The organism is Psychrobacter celer, assembly GCF_016107555.1.
GTDB classification, from domain to species: domain Bacteria; phylum Pseudomonadota; class Gammaproteobacteria; order Pseudomonadales; family Moraxellaceae; genus Psychrobacter; species Psychrobacter celer.
Window position 1 is genome coordinate 15,132 of record NZ_JABASU010000002.1, and the last position, 17,332, is coordinate 32,463.

Sequence of the window (17,332 nt, forward strand, 5' to 3'; positions counted from 1 at the left end):
TGGTTCATTTGTAAAATACAAAAAGGGTGAGTAACAAGATCTGTTACTCACCCTTTTTGTATTAAAATCACAGGTCAACGGTTGCTCAAACCTGATTCAAGCATTAACAACCAAGTTTACCCTCAGCCTCGAGTGCTTTTTTGCTACGGATGGGCGCCGGGCAATCTTCACCGTAATACTGACGATCGGCAAAGTAGCTTGAGCGTACCATCGGGCCTGCCCAAATGCTAAAGAAGCCAATCTTTTTGCCATAATTCATATAGCGCTGAAACTCGTCTGGATGCACGTAGCGATCAACAGGCGCATGATCCTTACTGGGCTGCAGATACTGACCGATAGTAATCATGTCGACATCATGCGCTTTTAGGTCATCAAGCAGCGCATAGACCTCCTCTTCTGTCTCACCAAGACCGACCATAAAGCCGCACTTGGTGGCGATATCAGGACGACGCGCTTTGTACAGTTTAAGCAAATCGAGCGAATGCTGATAATCAGAGCCAGGACGGAACGCTTTGTACAGACGCGGCACAGTTTCGATATTATGGTTAAAGACATCTGGCGGGGTTTCCGTCAATAAATCAAGCGCAATCTCCATACGACCACGGAAATCTGGCACCAATATCTCGATCAAGCAGTTTGGGCTTAGCGCGCGAGATTCGTTCAATACTTCTACAAAATGCCCAGCGCCGCCGTCCTTTAGATCATCGCGGTCGACAGAGGTGATCACCGCATATTTAAGACCCAAGCCTTGAATGGTCTCAGCAGTGTGGCGCGGCTCGTCTTTATCAAGCGCATTTGGACGACCATGACCCACATCACAGAATGGACAGCGACGGGTACAGATATCGCCCATAATCATAAAGGTTGCGGTACCATCGGCAAAGCACTGCGGTAGGTTAGGGCAGGCAGCTTCTTCACAGACGGTATAGAGCTTTTGTTCGCGCAGTGTGGCTTTGATACGTGCGACTTCCGCAGGGGAAGACATCTTGACCCGAATCCAGTCAGGCTTTTTTTTGGCCTCGACCGTTGGGATGACCTTAATGGGAATACGGGCAACTTTATCATAGCCACGTAGCTTTTCGCCTTGCACTGCTTTTTTGGGTTTGGCCTTGGCAGCAGGGACATAGGTTTGTACAGCAGTAGTCATAATCAATGATCTCTTAACCCTTTATAGTATAAGGGTTTATGGAATTATCAGTATGCTTTATAGGTGTCTTTATTATAGCAGATATTGCGCTCAGGGTTTATTATTCAACCCTTTGTGCTATGGCTTTTTGTTTAAGTTATCAATATCTATACCCATCTCATTAAATACTTCGATAGCCGCGCGAAAAGCCTCTTGGGTAGCAGGCGCGCCGCAGTAGGGCAAGCTATGCATCAGTACCTCTCGAATCTCGGCAACGCTCGCCCCGTTATTGATGGCACCGCGAATATGGCCTTTTAGCTCGGTCGGGCTTTTTTGTGCGACCAAAAAGGCGATGGTGATTAAGGAGCGGTATTTGCGCGGTAATACCGAATCATCCTGCCACGTACTGCCCCAAGCATGCTCGATGATCCAGTCTTGCAGCGGCTGGGTAAAGCCAGTGGCGTTATCTAATGAGCGTTTGACATGTGCTTCGCCCATCACTTCAGTGCGTACTTGTAGGCCGTTTTCATAAGTGGTGTTGTTTGACATATTGTGGTCGTCTCTGTTGTTTATTGTATAATCAATTGAAAATAAAACTGTTATATAAGTTTAAACGAGCTACTGGTATAAATTTTACTTGCGTGCTGCGTTCCCAGAGGCTGCGCAACCTACGTTTAAACATAGCATCCCAGTAGCGCTATATTCTTTTTAGAGTGCATCGGCTATATGTGGTATGGATATTTTAACTTCTTATCTCTGAGATTTTTCGCCGTGTTTTGTATTTAGGTGTATGCGCAGTTTTTCAAGTCTGTGTTGCCCTATAAGCGGCCATCTGTACTTTTAAAATCGCAGTTGTTATGTCGTTGATGTTGATTATACAGGCAAAAAATAACCTCTAAGACAGCCGATTATTTTTAGACGAATAGGGAGATAATCAGTCCTCTGATTGATAGTACTATTTTTATAATAAATGTCCAATATGGCCTTATTCTGAGCCTTTTAAAGCCATAGCCATTAACATTTAGAGCGTTTTAAGCTATGATTGCACGGATAATTATTTCATCTAGTACACAGACGCAGGCGGTCATGCTGACTCCCACGTATTGTGCTAACCCCAACTGACGAGGACGACTATTGTGTTAGAAGCTTATCGTAAACATGTCGAAGAACGTGCCGAGCTAGGAACTGTACCGCTACCACTGAATGAAAAGCAAGTAGCAGAATTGGTTGAACTATTAAAAAACCCACCAGCAGGCGAAGATGAGTTTTTGATGAACCTGCTAGAAAACCGTATTCCTGCTGGCGTTGACCAAGCTGCTTACGTTAAAGCTGCATTCTTGGCCGCTATCGTTAAAGGCGAGGCGAGCTCACCACTTATCGATAAGAAAAAAGCGGTTGAAATTTTAGGTACCATGCAAGGCGGCTACAACGTACAGCCATTGGTCGCCGCGCTTGATGATGAAGAAGTTGCTCAAGACGCAGCTGAAGCGCTTAAGAAAACTTTGCTCGTATTTGATGCATTCAACGATGTCACCGAAAAAGCCGAAGCGGGTAACGACATCGCAAAAGAAGTGATTCAGTCTTGGGCTGACGCTGAGTGGTTTTTGAACCGCCCAGAGGTACCAAAGAAATCAACTTATACGACGTTTAAAGTCACAGGCGAGACCAACACTGATGATTTATCTCCTGCGCAAGACGCGTGGAGCCGTCCTGACATCCCATTACATGCGCTTGCTATGCACAAAAACTCTCGTGACGGCATTACTGCTGACGAAGAGGGCGTGCGCGGTCCAATGAAGCTTATTGATGAGCTAAAAGAAAAAGGCTACCCACTTGCGTACGTTGGTGACGTTGTCGGTACCGGCTCTAGCCGTAAGTCTGCGACCAACTCAGTGCTATGGCTGATGGGCGAAGACATCCCGAACGTACCAAACAAGCGCGGCGGCGGTCTGGTACTTGGTAACAACATCGCACCGATTTTCTTTAATACGATGGAAGACTCTGGCGCCTTGCCAATCGAAAAAGTAGCGGTCGATAAGCTAAATATGGGCGATGTGTTCGACATCTATCCACATGACGGCAAAATCACCAAGCATGACTCAGACGAGATCATCTCAGAGTTCAAACTAAACTCGCCAACGCTACTTGATGAAGTGCGTGCTGGTGGCCGTATTCCATTGATCGTTGGTCGTGGTCTGACTAACCGTGCTCGTGAGTACATGGGTCTGGGTCATTCAGACGTATTCGCAAAACCTGAAGAGCCAGCCGATACTGGTAAAGGCTTTACCTTAGCACAAAAAATGGTCGGTAAAGCGTGTGGCCTACCAGGCGTACGCCCAGGCATGTACTGTGAGCCAAAAATGACAACCGTTGGTTCTCAGGATACTACAGGTCCAATGACGCGTGATGAGCTAAAAGACTTGGCATGCCTAGGTTTCCAAGCAGACCTCGTCATGCAGTCATTCTGTCATACGGCCGCTTATCCAAAGCCAGTTGACGTTGAGACTCAGCACACACTACCTGACTTTATCATGAACCGCGGCGGCGTGAGCTTACGTCCAGGTGATGGTATCATTCACTCATGGCTTAACCGTATGCTACTGCCAGATACCGTTGGTACTGGTGGTGACTCGCACACGCGTTTCCCAATGGGTATCTCGTTCCCAGCGGGTTCTGGTCTGGTAGCCTTTGCTGCAGCCACTGGTGTGATGCCACTAGATATGCCTGAGTCTGTGCGTGTCCGCTTCGTCGGTGAGCGTCAGCCTGGTATTACGTTACGTGACCTCGTGCATGCCATCCCTTATCAAGCCATCAAAGAAGGTTACTTGACGGTTGATAAAAAAGGCAAAATCAACGAATTCAACGGTCGTATCCTTGAGATCGAAGGTCTAGAAGATTTGACCGCTGAGCAAGCGTTTGAGCTATCTGATGCCTCAGCTGAGCGTAGTGCTGCTGGTTGTACTATCACGCTATCTGAAGAGTCGGTGACTGAGTATCTAAACTCAAACATTACCTTACTTAAGTGGATGATCTCTGAAGGCTATGGCGATGCACGTACCATTAGCCGCCGTATCGAGCAAATGCAAGACTGGCTGGCAAACCCAAGCCTCATGCGTGCTGACGACGATGCAGAATACGCCATCGATATGACCATCGATATGAGCGAGATCAAAGAGCCAATCCTATGCTGCCCGAACGATCCAGACGATGCAAAAACTTTGGCTGACGTCGCAGGCGACACTATTGATGAAGTATTTATCGGTTCGTGTATGACCAACATCGGTCATTTCCGCGCGGCAGGTAAATTGCTACAAGACGTCCCAGCAGGTAGCCTGAAGACGCGTCTATGGATCGCGCCGCCAACTAAGATGGATGCACGCCAGTTGATGGAAGAAGGTTACTACAACGTCTACGCACAAGCCGGCGCTCGTACTGAGATGCCAGGCTGCTCACTATGTATGGGTAACCAAGCACGTATCGCACCGAAGTCTACTGCGGTATCGACCTCAACGCGTAACTTCCCGAACCGTCTCGGTCAAGGCGCAAACGTATACCTAGCGTCAGCTGAGCTTGCTGCAGTCGCTGCAGTACTCGGTAAACTGCCAACCAACGACGAGTACCAGCAGTACGCTGGCATGCTCAACAGCATGGGCGATGAAGTGTATCAATACATGAACTTCGATCGTATGGAAGAGTACACTGAAGAAGCGGATAAGATTAACGTTGCTCAGTTGACTTAATCTTTACAGTGGAATGTTTTTAAGTTTCACCACTTTTGTATAAATAGAACCCCGTATCAAAATGATGCGGGGTTTTTTATGAAAATAAAATACCTTGAATAGTTTGCAAACTTTTTTTTGGAGTTTATACTTTAGTGAACTGGTCAAACTTTTGGTTGGCGACTTAACTCTTACAGATACATGAAGACAAACCCTATGGAAAATAGAAATATGCTCGATAAAGTAACGCCGCCACCTCTGCCAGATGCTGCGGTGAACAATCATAGTGCCGAAGCAAACTATGGCATACTCGATTGGTTTAAAAAATGTCTTAGAAATTATAGCAACTTCTCTGGTCGTGCTAGACGTAAAGAATATTGGTATTTTGTGTTGGTACAAATGGGTTTGCTGTTTATAGCGATGGTGTTAGATAGTATGATATTTGATGCAGAAACAGGGCTGTTTTATATCGTAGTGGTACTTGGCCTGTTTTTGCCAAGCTTGGCGGTGACGGTGCGCAGGCTGCATGATACCAGTCGCTCAGGATGGTGGTTTTTCATCTCTATTTTACCTTTGATAGGCTCTATCATCCTACTGGTATTTTTGGCGAGTGATACCAAGCCTGAAACCAATCAATGGGGTCCACCCGCCAAATAAGCGCTTCTGACCAAACGGTCGATAAGGACAGCTGCTGATTTTTTTATTATTTTAGGTATAATATAAGTGCAGGCGGAAACCGTGGCTCTGTACTTTTTTAATTTTTTTATCTCGGGGCGGACCGATACTTTGATTATGCACTTATCATTCAGGTGCTTTGGAGTCTTGGTTGATTACTTTATCCCCACTCAAACGTCGCCTTGTATATGTGACTGTCTTTGAAATCATTGCGATTATCTCATCCACCTATATATTGATGATGCTCAGTGGTAGTGATGCCGCAGAGTCGTTACCAGTGGCAGTGATGGTGTCATTGGCGGCGGTGATTTGGAATTTTTTATACAATACCGTATTTGAAGCATGGGAGCGCCGCCGGCAAGTGGCAGCGCGTACACTGCTGATTCGTAGCGTTCATGCCATTGGGTTTGAAGGCGGACTGGTCTTGATTTGCTTGCCATTGTATATGCTTTGGTACGATGTTGGTTCGGTGGCAGCCTTTATAATGGAGGCGGCGTTATTGTTGTATTTCTTGGTATATACTTTTATATTTACCTTGGTATTTGATAAGATATTCACGTTACCACATCACTATAAGCCAGCTGCTACCTCTTCATAAAAGCCCGTGTTATCTCATTTCATCCAAAAAAGGCTGCCTGATGGCAGCCTTTTTGATGATAGTACTTTTCGAGTGTTATCAGAGCCTTCCTAGCGGATTAGCGACCGATATAAACTGGTTTGCGCTTTTCAATAAATGCGGTAACGCCCTCAATGAAATCATCAGTTTTAGCTAATCTTGCTTGTTGGTGTACTTCCATATCGAGCGCTTCATTTAGCCCTGCGTAGGCGTGGGTGTTTAGCATATGTTTCATGCTGGATAATGCCTGAGCTGGCAGGGCGCTTAGACGAGAAGCGAGTTTTGCTACCGCATCATCTAATTCAGCAGGCGCCACAACTTGATTGACCAAGTTTAGCTCAGCCATGTGTTGCGCGCTGATTTTGTCGCCCAGCATCACAAGCTCAGTGGTCTTTGCCGGGCCTACTAGCTGGTTTAGTAAATATACACCGCCTGCATCAGGAACGAGGCCGATGTGGACGAACGCTTGCACGAATTTGGCGTTGTCGGCGGTGATACGAAAGTCACAGGTGAGTGCTAGGTTCATGCCTGCACCGGCCACCGCACCTTCTAATTTAGCAATAATCGGCTTATGAATATGGCGTAGCTTTAAGCTGACTTCGCCTGCGCCTTCGACCATGCCCTTTAGTTTGTTTGAGATGACGGTTTTGTCGATACCTTCAGACAGCATTTCTTTGATATCACCGCCGCTAGAAAAGTTACCGCCAGCGCCTTGTAGGACAATCACGCGAACGTCGTCATCAGCGTCGGCTTGCTCAAGGGCGGTCAATACGCTTTTTTTTAGTGGTGTGCTAAAGGCATTGAGACTCTTTGGGTCATTTAGGGTGATGGTGGCGATATGGTTTTCGCTTTGATACTCAACAAGAGAGGGTGACATTGGATTTCCTTATATGAATGGTCTTATGACGTTGGCTAATTGTATCGCTAGATGAATCAGAAGATAAATCAGACACATGGCTAGCGAGCTCAAGCTGCTCAATGAAACGCTTTTTTCTGGCGCACTATGCCTACGCCGCTCGATGCGACAAAAAACAACTTATCATCTCGCGGTATCATGTATAGCGATTGACTATATTGGCTTGTAGCGTCCGCCTTTGTAGATGACGGCGGCGTGGATCAGCGGCTTCGATTACTTACTATAGCAGCTTGTTCTGATTATAAAAGCAAGTTTTGTGGGCGCTAAAGACACGGCTATATAAAGGTCAAATATGCTAAACTGTCAAAACCCGAAATGAGTCACCAACCTCTCTTATTTATCAGACAAGGAAGTGGTTATGCCAATGATCCATATCAATAACACAGACATTTATTACGAAGACAGCGCGCCAAATGATACGCAAAAACCAGTCATGGTGTTTGCTCATGGTTTGTTATGGAATACGCAGATGTATGACAAGCAAGTGGCATACTTCCAAGAGCATTATCGCTGTATTGCTTATGATTTTCGTGGTCAAGGCCAATCGCAGATCACCAAGTCAGGCTACGATATGGACACGCTGACAGAGGACACATTAGCCTTGCTGGCGGCGCTACATATCGAAAAGTGTCATTTTGTCGGGCTATCAATGGGCGGGTTTGTGGCTCAGCGTATCGCCATCAAAGCCCCAGAGCGCTTACTATCACTTATCTTACTGGAGACGTCTGCCGATCCAGAAGACCCAAAAAACGTGCCACAGTATCGCAAGCTGGTCAAGGCCATACGCTGGATGGGTATCAAGCGCGTCAGTAATAAAGTGATGCCGATTATGTTTGGCAGTAGTTTTTTGGCAGACAAGTCGCGCAAGTCTGAGCGTAAAGAGTGGCTCACGATGCTACAAGGCAATCGTAAGGGTGGCGTCATCAAGGCGACGATGGGGGTTATTGAGCGCTCAGGTACTTACGATCAGCTAGGTGCGATTACCACGCCGACCTTGATCGTCGTAGGGGATGAGGATGCGGCAACGCCGTATGAAAAGGCCGAGCGTATGCATTTTGCTATCAAAGGCTCAAAGCTTGCGATTGTCAAAGGTGCAGGCCATACTGCCACTGTGGAAGAGCCTGAGCAGGTCAATCGCATCATTGGCCAGTTTTTAGAGTGCTGCGCCTAATATTGCCTTAGCGTTTGCATTGGTACAACACCCAAAAAGTCGCTATCATAGCTGTGATAGCGGCTTTTTTGATTGATATGTGCGCGCCATTTATCTTGATTTTATCAGTGCATGTACAATAAAGACATGCCCCAATCTCTAGAGGCGAGCGCGATACTCGCTATTGCTATCATCTATCGTGCCAAACACCTCAGCGCGGTTGACGATCTCTGTCGCCCAAGCACGATGCGTGGCAGGCTCGAGCATGGTGTTGTTGTACTTAAATACCGCTTTGGCCTCGCTATGCAGTATCGCTTGTGCTTCATCTAAGGTGCTAAGAGAGACGCAGTACGCCTGCTGCACTAACGCAATTTGGCTTGGGTGTATGACGGTCTTGCCGACTAAACCCAAGCTGACATCGCGGGTCAGCTCTTGCATAAATAGCGTTGGCTGATCTAGATACTCAAAGACGGGCGCTGTCAGATAAAACCCGTGCGGTACAAAGCAGCCGAGTAGCTGATAGGCCAGTGTGCCAATAGGGGTATCATAGACGATGCTGTTTTTTGGGCGACGTAAGCGCAGCGCAGCAAATAAGTCATTGCCGCCGATACGTAGGGCAAAGACTGGCTGATTAAAGGCTTCTTTAAAGCCGATGGCCAGCTCTTGATTATGCCGCGGATCAAAGAGCGCTGCAGTCTCGAGCGTCGGCATCAACAGCTGGGTACTGCTAATATTTTGACAAGCCAGCCGCCAGTTGGACAAGCTATACATATCCACTTTTGGCAATACAAAACCATCGATAAGGTCGATATGAGCGTAGTCTGCGAGCTGTTGTAGCATCGCTGGGCTGCGCGGACGCACAAAGACCAAGGGGCGTGTCGGCAGCTGGGCGGGCGGCTGGGATTCTAGCGACGCTCGTTTGCAGGGCTGATTGATTGTATCGACATGCTCGGCCCACGTGTTTAGTAAGTCTTGTAAGCGCTCGAGTGCCAGCTCGACATCGCTATGACCGACAGCGTCCTCTAGACAAATGATAATACTATTAATCGTCGGTAGCTTGTCGCGTTTGATGACATGCCAGATGTCTTGGCGCGTGGCCGGCATATAAAGGCTAGCACCGAGCTGATAAGGGTGATGCGTATGTGGTCTCACCATGGCATGGCGCTCGGTGATGAGGTGGGCATAAGATTGAGTATGCCCGTATCGGTTTGATTGGTTTTTGGGTATATCGGACATAATGGGTATCGTAGTTGTGATGAATGAAAGGGTAAAACGTTATCATCGTCTCACTCAAAAAAAACAATACAGGATGGCTGGTCTATGTTTTTACTTCTCACACGATAGGCTGAGTAAGCAAAAACGTAGACCAGCGTGGCGATGTTATTAGGATAGCGCTTTTTTAAACTGGCTTTAGCGTGTGTCTGCAACGGAACTATGAGGTTAAAAATGAGATATATTTTTGTCCAGCTAGGGTCAGCTCAAAGTTCATATCAGTATATTAGCTAAGAATGAGACACCGTTTGGCATAAATATAGCCATTTTCAACCCGTAAATCACGAAAGTTGTCATTGAAGACACGCCCTAGTATAAGCGGTATGACTATGTATATTAACAGTCGTCTTTGCTGCGTTGTTTGATAAGAGTGATGGCGTGATAGGGTAGTATTTTATCACCTAATACACTGATATGGATATCTCGCTCGTGACATAAATGTCGTAATAGTAGCGTATCGGGATGATCGGCGCAGGCCAGCAAGATACGCTCAGGGTCTCGGCGTAGTATCGCTCTGGTAGCCTCGGCAATGGTTGGCTTGATGCGATTGCGGTTGGTGATGTGATAATCGGCGGCAATGCTATCGATTAAACCTGCGGTCCGATAGCGTGGCTGCTGATACATCGGCAAGCACTGCATGGGGCGCTGGAGGGTTTGCCGCGCACGATCGATTTGCTCGATGAAGGCAAGGCTGTGATCGATTGCACGCAGCTCCTCATAAAACACGCTGCGGTGTAGCCCTGATTGCGGCTCGGTATACAAACTGCGAGAAATCAGCCCCGACACCGTACTGTTTAATAGTCCCGATGGAATCAGCCAATCCTCACTGCTTGCTGCCAGCCACGCCACCCCTGCAGGGTCGGCCAACGTCAGTAGGGGGACGACGCCTGCGCCTTGATGAAAAATATTGGCAAAGTGCGGCTGATTGGGTTGATTAAAAGGCCGCAAGCTGCGCTCAAGCTCTCGATAAATCGCGCCTTTGCCCGTCCAGCCATCGACAAAGACAATCGGGCTGCTTGGATGCGCGTCCAGTATCATCTGCAGCGCGACAGGGTCAAGCCCGCGATCTCGGATGATACTGATACCATAATGTACACTAGGCAAAGCGTAGCTGCTATCGCTATCTGACCTTTCATCATCTGATAGGGCGCGCTGCAATAACACACCAATGGGCAAACCTGCCCGCACTAAGCTGACCAGTACCAGCGGCTGCTCATTATCCACTGTCTGCCCAAAGATATCGTGTAATGTATAAGCCAAATTAGCAATATCGCTAGCCATGCGCGCTTTACCTTGCTCAAGCGCTTGCAGATATAGCTGCTCATGCTTAGCAGTTGGTGCTTGCTCTAAGGTGAGCATATCGGAGTAGTGCCGCTGCCCACTTTGGATCAGCGCTTCTTTTTGGCTGACAGGGATATCGGCGACTGCTTGTTTGTCGACGATGTCGAGTAGTACGGTGACATCAGAGGGTAGGTAGCTGCCTGAGCCGTATTGTGTGAATGTCTGCATGTTGGGATAGGTCATAAAGATAGTTACTTATATAAGCGATTGTCATTATTCACGATATCTACAGGCCGTTAGCGGCTAATATTGTCATGCATCTGACCGTGATTTGGCATGCCATACCAGTCCAGCAGCTGCAAAAATGGCAAATCGGCCAAGCTGTCCCCAAAGCCAAAGCTAGGGCGCTGAGCATCTAAGTGCTGTGCTAATAAAAACTGCACGGCATGACGCTTATGCACCGCATGCGGTAGGATGGCCAAATTATTGGCATTGACATGCACATAGAAGTCTTGATCAAAGTGTCGTATCAATTTAGGCAACTGCTCAGCGAGCTGTATCAGAGCTTGATGATTTTTTTGCGCGTGTTTGATAGCAAGATAGATGGTCAGTTCTTTGTTTTCAGTGCCGTTATTAAAATGATCTTTATGCGTGGTAAACTTTAAATGGCTGTTGTCGCTGCTGCTGTGCTGAGTAAATAACTGGCTTAGCTGCCCCAGCTTCTCTTGCAAGGGCGCAAGCTTGCTATACATGCGCTGCTGCCACTGCGTCTCAAGCTTGCCATCTTGAGTTAAAACAATCGCCCCGTGAGTCAATACCTGCCAGCTATCAAAGGGCAGTCTCACCCGTTTGATCTCTTTGCGATCGCGGGCAGTGACCACTATCAATTCAGTACTCGCTAATAACCAATTAACAAAGCTTGCTTGTCGCTGACTCATAAAGCTCAGCGGCTCGCCTTGTTTGTTGACGGAGGCGCAGATCAAGTCTTCAGGCGCAGCGGTAGGCAGATGCCATGCATCAATTTTGCGCTGAGTTTGAAACAGCGTATCGTCTAGATCCATAAGGGCGTAGGGTTTGACGATATGAGCGCTGGGCTGAAAAAACATCGTGGTCATATTTTACCACCTACTATCAATACATTGTCCAAATCTTGCCACATCTCATCGACGCTATCAGCCGCAGTTTCCACACACAGTACAATCAAGTCCCACGCCTTTGGCTCGACGTTATATACAAAGTTGGTCATGCCAAGACCATAATGATCACGAAAGCTTAGCATCGTACCGATCGCGCCGCCAAGAGCAATCGGCGAGCGTGTCAGCGCGCCAAATTTGACGGTAGCCTGCGTTTGGCTTTCTAGCCACTCTGCCAACAAAAACGGCAACCAAACAAACTCATTACTGCCTAATACCAATATGCGCGCAGGCCACTGAGGCAGGCTAGGCGATACCTGCTCGCGAAAGCGTGTAAATACCGTTTGGAAGTGCGCCAAATAACGATCAAACCCCTCTGTACTATCGAGCGTTGGGAAGCGCCCCCAATTGCCGGTGTCACCTAACGGCTGGCTACCAGCTTCGGTGGTATCGACGGCTGGCATCGTAATCGGCTCAGGATTGGGGGCATCTGTCCAAGTCCACGCGCCAGACAATAAGTGATGACGATAAAAGTCAATATCAGGCAGGCGGCTAGATATAGCGTCCGCAGTATCCGTGGTGTCTTGCTGTTGGTTGAGTGACCAATCAACCAGCGTGGTTAGATGTACTTGCTCTAACTGACTAAGTCCAGCTTGACGTAGGGCAGTGACGACATTGACGCAGGTGTTGCCTGTCGAGGCCTCGTCATCGACCATAATAAGTGTCTTACTCGCAAGTAATTGCGCTTGCGTTGCTTGCTCTGCACTTTGGTAAATCAGGTGCTGGCTGGCGTGACTGTGATCTTCGCTAAAAGTCGTCAGCAGGCAGGCGCTGTCGTTGGGTGCGGCGTCAGCGCTATGCTGGGCGTGACGGGTGGAGTTGAGCAGTAGCGCGTTGGGGTAGCGGGTTTGCAGCGCTTGATGCACGCCTGCTGATAGACCCACCGCAGTCTCCGCCATACCAATCACCAAAATAGGCTCAGGCAAATGGCTGGGAATCAACGCGGCCAAATCAGTAAAAGCGGTACGCATGGTGCTGGGAGCGACAGGAATATGGCGACCTAAGACTTTTGAGACAAACAAAAATGCGCGCTTAGGATTGATGCGCTGAGCAAAGCCCAATAAATCATTTAATTGATACGCTGCATGGCCGTTATGGCTATTGGTCTGATACGTGAGATCAAGGATACCGCGAGGTAGCTCGATGGTGGTACGCTGCTTTGGCATTCATTTTCCTTTTAGGATTATTCAAATATACTTAGGTTTATATTTGATTTTTATACTTGGTTTTTATATTGAAATTTTTACACTCAGGCCTTTTCAACTATGGTGCCCTTGATGGTGATATGAGCCTTGAGCCGCGTTTTTACAATCAATAAATATAGCCAATCCGGCATCATATTGGCACACTTTATGTCATGTGCGACTGGCATTCATTTTGCGCGGCATCTGTCGGTGTTGGCACAGCACGCAAGAGAAACAAATACCAGTAGGACGGTACTGTTTTAAAATAGGTTAACCATAGCCGCATGATAACTGAAATCATATGATAAAGGTGGTAATGCCTGACCTGCGCCACCTATCCAATGATAGCAAATCCTCACCAAAGCCATGGTATTCAAGCCTTATGGCGATTTTTAAACAATGAACCCACCCTCAACGTGAGCGTTTAGCCACCTATCGGATAATCTTGCCATTTATCGGTCAATGCCGGCTATCTGCTTGCGAGACAATATGTATTCGTTGATAATGCAGCCAAAATTACTTCTGTAAAGTAACCAGATGGTAACGAGGTTTTGAGCAGCTAATATATAAAAAACCATGTGTTCGCTGGCAATACTGCTATTGCTGATTGATACGTTAAAAAAAGGTGCAAAACAGTTGTACGTCTGGCGATATTTTGGTGACCTAATCAGCGCCGCAGTTTACCAAAATAACTCAGCACGAAAAAGTTTGGCTGTATTGTTAAAAAGGAGTGAGCTTTGAGATTTTCTTGTGCACTAGAAACCGCCTCGGAACGCATCCGTTTGGTCAATGTGATTTCACCATTGATCAAAGCTGGCTATCAGCTTGTCTCACAAAGACAAGAGCCGTCAAGCAATGGCGGCAACATCATACAGGTGGTGGCCAAAAGCCAAGGCGCGAAGACGCAAGCGGATGTGATCGCTGACTTGTCTGCCATCGATGGGTGTACGCTGCTTAAGCTGGAAATTGAGGAAGACGAGGCGGCGGCGCCGGTTGCGGCTCCGATACCATCGGCACCTACTGCACCCGCAATAGATGAAAAAAGCGTACTGGCCGCTATCGGTGCGCGGTATCCAGACATAGCCGAGGTGGTCACTCAGTACAAAGCCAGTCTGCCGGCCGAAAGACGCGTTAGTGCCATGCATGAGCTAGGCCGCAAGGTTGGCGGCGGTATCTATCAGCGTGACTATGCGCTCGGTAGTCCGCTCAAGATGTCTGCTGCCATCAGCCGCGAGTTGGTGCCTGCACTCAAAGTGTTTTCTAAAATCAAGGCCCGTGATCATGTCATTACTTTGGTGAAATGTCCGTTTTGTCAGTCATCCGAGCATTCGCATTCAGGCTGTCATTTTGTGGTGGGGTATATAGAAGGCTTTTTGGCAAGCAATCCCGCGGTGGGCAGAGTGCGCGCAGAAGAAACCAGCTGCGGTGCGGGCAGTACCCATGTTTGCGAGTTTACTATAGTCGATACACTCTAAAAATGTCATAGCGCTACTGGGATGCTGTTTTTAAATGTAGGTTGCGCAGCCTCTGGGAACGCAGCACGCAAGTAAAATTTATACCAGTAGCGCGTTTAAATCTATAACAGTTTTACATTCAGCTAACTATATCTGGTAAAAATCACTCATGGGTCAAATAACACCTATGACAAAAAAGTAATGAGCGTCTCAAGTACGGCGACTCGTACAAATCTTAAGTGGCTTAAATGGCTTGGGCTCACTGTTTATAAAAATGTAAAGGGCGAAAAAATGATAGAAGTTGAATATAACCTGATGTTGGTGCTTGTCTCGTATGCCATCGCTGTGTTTGGCTCGTATGTTGGTCTAAACTTGGCCATCCGAGTTCCGTCTGCTAAGCCTGGCAATGACTTGTACTTTTGGGTAGCGCTGTCTTCGCTCGCCATCGGTGGTGCGATTTGGTCGATGCACTATATCGGTATGATGGCCGTGGATATGAAGATGCCAGTGACCTATGATCTGGGCTTGACGATTGTGTCGATGCTGCTGGCGGTACTGTTTGTGGCGGTTGGTGTGGTCATCGTTGGCCGCGGTGTACCAAGTGTGGCAAAACTGCTCGGCGGCGGGATATTGACAGGTCTTGGCGTGGCCGCCATGCACTATACCGGCATGGCATCCATGCAGATGGACGCAACCATGTCCTATAACACCCCGCTTTTGCTCACATCGATTGCGATTGCCATTGCCGCATCGATCGCTGCGCTATGGTTGGCCTTTAATCTGCGTGGCAATCTACAACGTTTTGGCAGTGCCTTTATCATGGGTATTGCGGTGTGCGGGATGCATTACACAGGTATGGCCGCGATGGAGATGCAAATGGTTCATACGGGTGAGATGATGTCTATGGCGCATAGCAGCTCAGACGCTTTTATGTCATCGATGCTTATCTTTATCGGCTCGGCCATCGTCCTAAGCTTGCTGTGGGTGATTGCTTCTAAAAATGCGCCGCAAAAGGCAGCACTGGTATTTGGTGAGTGATATCTCATACTGCAGCCCGATGAGATTAGGGCGTGTCGTCAGCTCAATCAATATCTCAATCAATTAAATTGAAAGCATGCTTTAGACAAAAAGGTTTTTAGAGTACGCTCTAAAAACCTTTTTTTATGCCGCCACTTTTTTGATGTTGCCTAATTGTCTTTAAAATAAGGGTCTGCATCAAGGGTAATAGACGGCAGTTTTATTTAATTTTGACACTGGTCATCAAAGAGCGCACCTGACAGGGAGTGATTTGCTCAATGACGTCAGCCAGTTTGGGCTTGTCGCTCAGGCCCAGCCAATAGCCAAAGCCAATTTGAGTCAAGTCGACAGCGCTGTGCGCCGTATAGCCGATACCACCTGAGGGGCGGCTGTTGATCTCAAGGACACGGTGCTGGCCGTCGCTATCGGCCTTGGTCTGGACGCTAACGATACCATCGCAGCCAAAGGCACTAATCAATGGAATCACCACTGCCATCACCTCCTGATCGTAGCCGACATGCTGGATTTTTCCTGTTTTATGGCGTGTAACGGCCGCCAGCACCTCACCGTATTCACACACCACGTCGATAGAGTATTCTTGGCCTGATAGATAGGGCATCAGTAGCATAGGGATAGGACGCTCATGCACCATCTGGCTATGGCTATATGCCTGCAAAAACTGCTTGGTGCTGATTTTTTTCTCTTCGGTAAAGTACAGATGCTCAAAGCTGTCATAAAGGTCAGCTGCTGCCTTTCCGGTATCAAGCCGCCAAAACCCTTGGGCAAAAATACCTGTGACCGGCTTGACACACAGCGGCTGATCGCAGTATTTATCCAGCAATGCTTCAAGCTCGGCTAGGGTATCAAACCGCCACGCCTCGGCCACAGGAATGTCATGCGCCTGACAGTGCTGCATAAAGGCAAACTTATCATCGATGGACGCTAGGGCGTCGACACTGGTGGCCCCTGTCAGTAGGCGGATGCCAGCCGCCGCAAACGCGTCGCGCTTTGCTTCGTAGTCTATGCTGTTGCGTCCAGTCAAAAGGACTTTGACCTGCTGCTGCTGGGCTTGTTCGAGCACAAACTGCCAGCGCGGTACATCAAGAGGGGGCATTTGCTTAGGAACATCACTTGCGGACGCTAAAGGCTCACGATAGACCGTATCGGCCAGCGAAAAGATTTCAGGTCTATCATGGCGATGTGAGGCAATGATATGCAGTGGCGCGCTCGTTTTGGTTTTTAGAGCTTGCAGGCTAGCGAGCATATCGCGCTGGCTGGATTGACCTTCAGCCAACCAGACGGCTAGAGGCGCTGAGTGATGAGTAGCGTTTGCAGGGTTGTTCATGGGTCTCTCAGATGCTAAGGGTTAGGGGTAGTATCGTGATCCGATCGTCACTGTTTCTCAAGCACTTTATTATCAGAGCTTTATTTATCAGAGCTTTATGGCATAGGGATAGTGAGCGCACTTTAATACCAGTAGCACTGGGCTTATTTTCAACTGACTGCTACTATAGAGCAATGTGTAGGCCATGTCTTCGATTCACGCGATAGCTATCTGAGTGGGCTAAAAATGGCCAAATCTTGGCAAGCATCGTTAAACGTCGTCAAATAGCAGGTCAATACCCAATATTAACGGCGCTATTTTCCTTGTTTGACCGCAATTTATCTCATTTTTATCACTATTTTTGAAATGCAGACACAGCCTAGTATGATCCATTAAGCAATAAAA

Annotated in this window: 14 protein-coding genes; 6 read left to right on the forward strand and 8 right to left on the reverse strand. The window is 47.8% G+C overall.

Annotated elements, in window-relative coordinates:
• Positions 1-103: 103 nt before the first annotated feature.
• Both lipA and JFC05_RS01575 read right to left on the reverse strand, forming a co-directional pair.
• Positions 104-1,147, reverse strand: coding sequence for a lipoyl synthase (gene lipA, locus JFC05_RS01570; RefSeq protein WP_198335493.1), 1,044 nt, complete (start codon positions 1,145-1,147; stop codon positions 104-106).
• Between the two features lie 117 nt (positions 1,148-1,264).
• Positions 1,265-1,675 carry a carboxymuconolactone decarboxylase family protein gene (locus JFC05_RS01575; RefSeq protein ID WP_198335494.1) on the reverse strand — a complete coding sequence of 137 codons (411 nt, stop codon included), beginning with the start codon at positions 1,673-1,675 and terminating at the stop codon, positions 1,265-1,267.
• A 587-nt stretch (positions 1,676-2,262) separates the two neighbouring features.
• Between JFC05_RS01575 and acnB the strand changes: the two genes are divergently transcribed.
• The 3 genes from acnB (at position 2,263) to JFC05_RS01590 (ending at position 6,118) form a co-directional block, all read left to right on the forward strand.
• The gene (gene acnB, locus JFC05_RS01580; RefSeq protein ID WP_198335495.1) at positions 2,263-4,866 is read left to right on the forward strand and encodes a bifunctional aconitate hydratase 2/2-methylisocitrate dehydratase; all 2,604 of its coding nucleotides are present in this window, start codon (positions 2,263-2,265) and stop codon (positions 4,864-4,866) included.
• A 195-nt stretch (positions 4,867-5,061) separates the two neighbouring features.
• A complete protein-coding gene (locus tag JFC05_RS01585) occupies positions 5,062-5,502 on the forward strand; it encodes a DUF805 domain-containing protein (RefSeq protein WP_227697363.1) in 441 nt (146 codons plus the stop codon).
• 169 nt (positions 5,503-5,671) lie between these two features.
• Entirely contained in the window at positions 5,672-6,118 is a 447-nt protein-coding gene (locus JFC05_RS01590) for a PACE efflux transporter (RefSeq protein WP_198335496.1), read from the forward strand.
• Between the two features lie 97 nt (positions 6,119-6,215).
• Here the strand turns inward: JFC05_RS01590 and JFC05_RS01595 are convergent, their stop codons facing one another.
• Positions 6,216-7,013 (reverse strand): enoyl-CoA hydratase/isomerase family protein, encoded by a 798-nt coding sequence (locus JFC05_RS01595; protein WP_198335497.1) that lies wholly within the window; start codon positions 7,011-7,013, stop codon positions 6,216-6,218.
• A gap of 397 nt (positions 7,014-7,410) precedes the next feature.
• On the opposite strand from JFC05_RS01595, the gene JFC05_RS01600 reads away from it, so the two are divergent.
• Complete coding sequence (locus JFC05_RS01600; RefSeq protein WP_198335498.1) at positions 7,411-8,223, forward strand: alpha/beta fold hydrolase; 813 nt, start codon at positions 7,411-7,413, stop codon at positions 8,221-8,223.
• Between the two features lie 138 nt (positions 8,224-8,361).
• Here the strand turns inward: JFC05_RS01600 and JFC05_RS01605 are convergent, their stop codons facing one another.
• From JFC05_RS01605 to JFC05_RS01620, 4 genes are all read right to left on the reverse strand, one after another.
• Positions 8,362-9,438 carry an HpcH/HpaI aldolase/citrate lyase family protein gene (locus JFC05_RS01605; RefSeq protein WP_198335499.1) on the reverse strand — a complete coding sequence of 359 codons (1,077 nt, stop codon included), beginning with the start codon at positions 9,436-9,438 and terminating at the stop codon, positions 8,362-8,364.
• A 372-nt stretch (positions 9,439-9,810) separates the two neighbouring features.
• Complete coding sequence (locus JFC05_RS01610; RefSeq protein WP_198335500.1) at positions 9,811-10,998, reverse strand: cysteine protease StiP domain-containing protein; 1,188 nt, start codon at positions 10,996-10,998, stop codon at positions 9,811-9,813.
• A 53-nt stretch (positions 10,999-11,051) separates the two neighbouring features.
• A complete protein-coding gene (locus JFC05_RS01615; protein ID WP_198335501.1) occupies positions 11,052-11,870 on the reverse strand; it encodes an HAD hydrolase family protein in 819 nt (272 codons plus the stop codon).
• The gene (locus JFC05_RS01620; protein ID WP_198335502.1) at positions 11,867-13,114 is read right to left on the reverse strand and encodes a phosphoribosyltransferase domain-containing protein; all 1,248 of its coding nucleotides are present in this window, start codon (positions 13,112-13,114) and stop codon (positions 11,867-11,869) included. The genes JFC05_RS01615 and JFC05_RS01620 overlap by 4 nt, the downstream gene beginning before the upstream one ends.
• Before the next feature lie 755 nt (positions 13,115-13,869).
• Between JFC05_RS01620 and JFC05_RS01625 the strand changes: the two genes are divergently transcribed.
• Together JFC05_RS01625 and JFC05_RS01630 are read left to right on the forward strand one after the other, a co-directional pair.
• Positions 13,870-14,607: a hypothetical protein gene (locus JFC05_RS01625; protein WP_198335503.1), complete on the forward strand. Its 738-nt coding sequence runs from the start codon at positions 13,870-13,872 to the stop codon at positions 14,605-14,607.
• Positions 14,608-14,877: 270 nt separating this feature from the next.
• Positions 14,878-15,624: an MHYT domain-containing protein gene (locus JFC05_RS01630; protein ID WP_198335504.1), complete on the forward strand. Its 747-nt coding sequence runs from the start codon at positions 14,878-14,880 to the stop codon at positions 15,622-15,624.
• Between the two features lie 199 nt (positions 15,625-15,823).
• On the opposite strand, the gene JFC05_RS01635 is transcribed toward JFC05_RS01630, so the two are convergent.
• Positions 15,824-16,948: an ATP-grasp domain-containing protein gene (locus tag JFC05_RS01635; protein WP_198335505.1), complete on the reverse strand. Its 1,125-nt coding sequence runs from the start codon at positions 16,946-16,948 to the stop codon at positions 15,824-15,826.
• Positions 16,949-17,332: the final 384 nt, after the last annotated feature.

Excerpts from the sequence above, each read along its gene's own strand:
- lipA (WP_198335493.1), bottom strand. The coding sequence starts at position 1,147 with ATGACTACTGCTGTACAAACCTATGTCCCTGCTGCCAAGGCCAAACCC.
- JFC05_RS01575 (WP_198335494.1), bottom strand. The coding sequence starts at position 1,675 with ATGTCAAACAACACCACTTATGAAAACGGCCTACAAGTACGCACTGAA.
- JFC05_RS01585 (WP_227697363.1), top strand. The coding sequence starts at position 5,062 with ATGGAAAATAGAAATATGCTCGATAAAGTAACGCCGCCACCTCTGCCA.
- JFC05_RS01595 (WP_198335497.1), bottom strand. The coding sequence starts at position 7,013 with ATGTCACCCTCTCTTGTTGAGTATCAAAGCGAAAACCATATCGCCACC.
- JFC05_RS01600 (WP_198335498.1), top strand. The coding sequence starts at position 7,411 with ATGCCAATGATCCATATCAATAACACAGACATTTATTACGAAGACAGC.
- JFC05_RS01605 (WP_198335499.1), bottom strand. The coding sequence starts at position 9,438 with ATGTCCGATATACCCAAAAACCAATCAAACCGATACGGGCATACTCAA.
- JFC05_RS01610 (WP_198335500.1), bottom strand. The coding sequence starts at position 10,998 with ATGACCTATCCCAACATGCAGACATTCACACAATACGGCTCAGGCAGC.
- JFC05_RS01615 (WP_198335501.1), bottom strand. The coding sequence starts at position 11,870 with ATGACCACGATGTTTTTTCAGCCCAGCGCTCATATCGTCAAACCCTAC.
- JFC05_RS01620 (WP_198335502.1), bottom strand. The coding sequence starts at position 13,114 with ATGCCAAAGCAGCGTACCACCATCGAGCTACCTCGCGGTATCCTTGAT.
- JFC05_RS01630 (WP_198335504.1), top strand. The coding sequence starts at position 14,878 with ATGATAGAAGTTGAATATAACCTGATGTTGGTGCTTGTCTCGTATGCC.
- JFC05_RS01635 (WP_198335505.1), bottom strand. The coding sequence starts at position 16,948 with ATGAACAACCCTGCAAACGCTACTCATCACTCAGCGCCTCTAGCCGTC.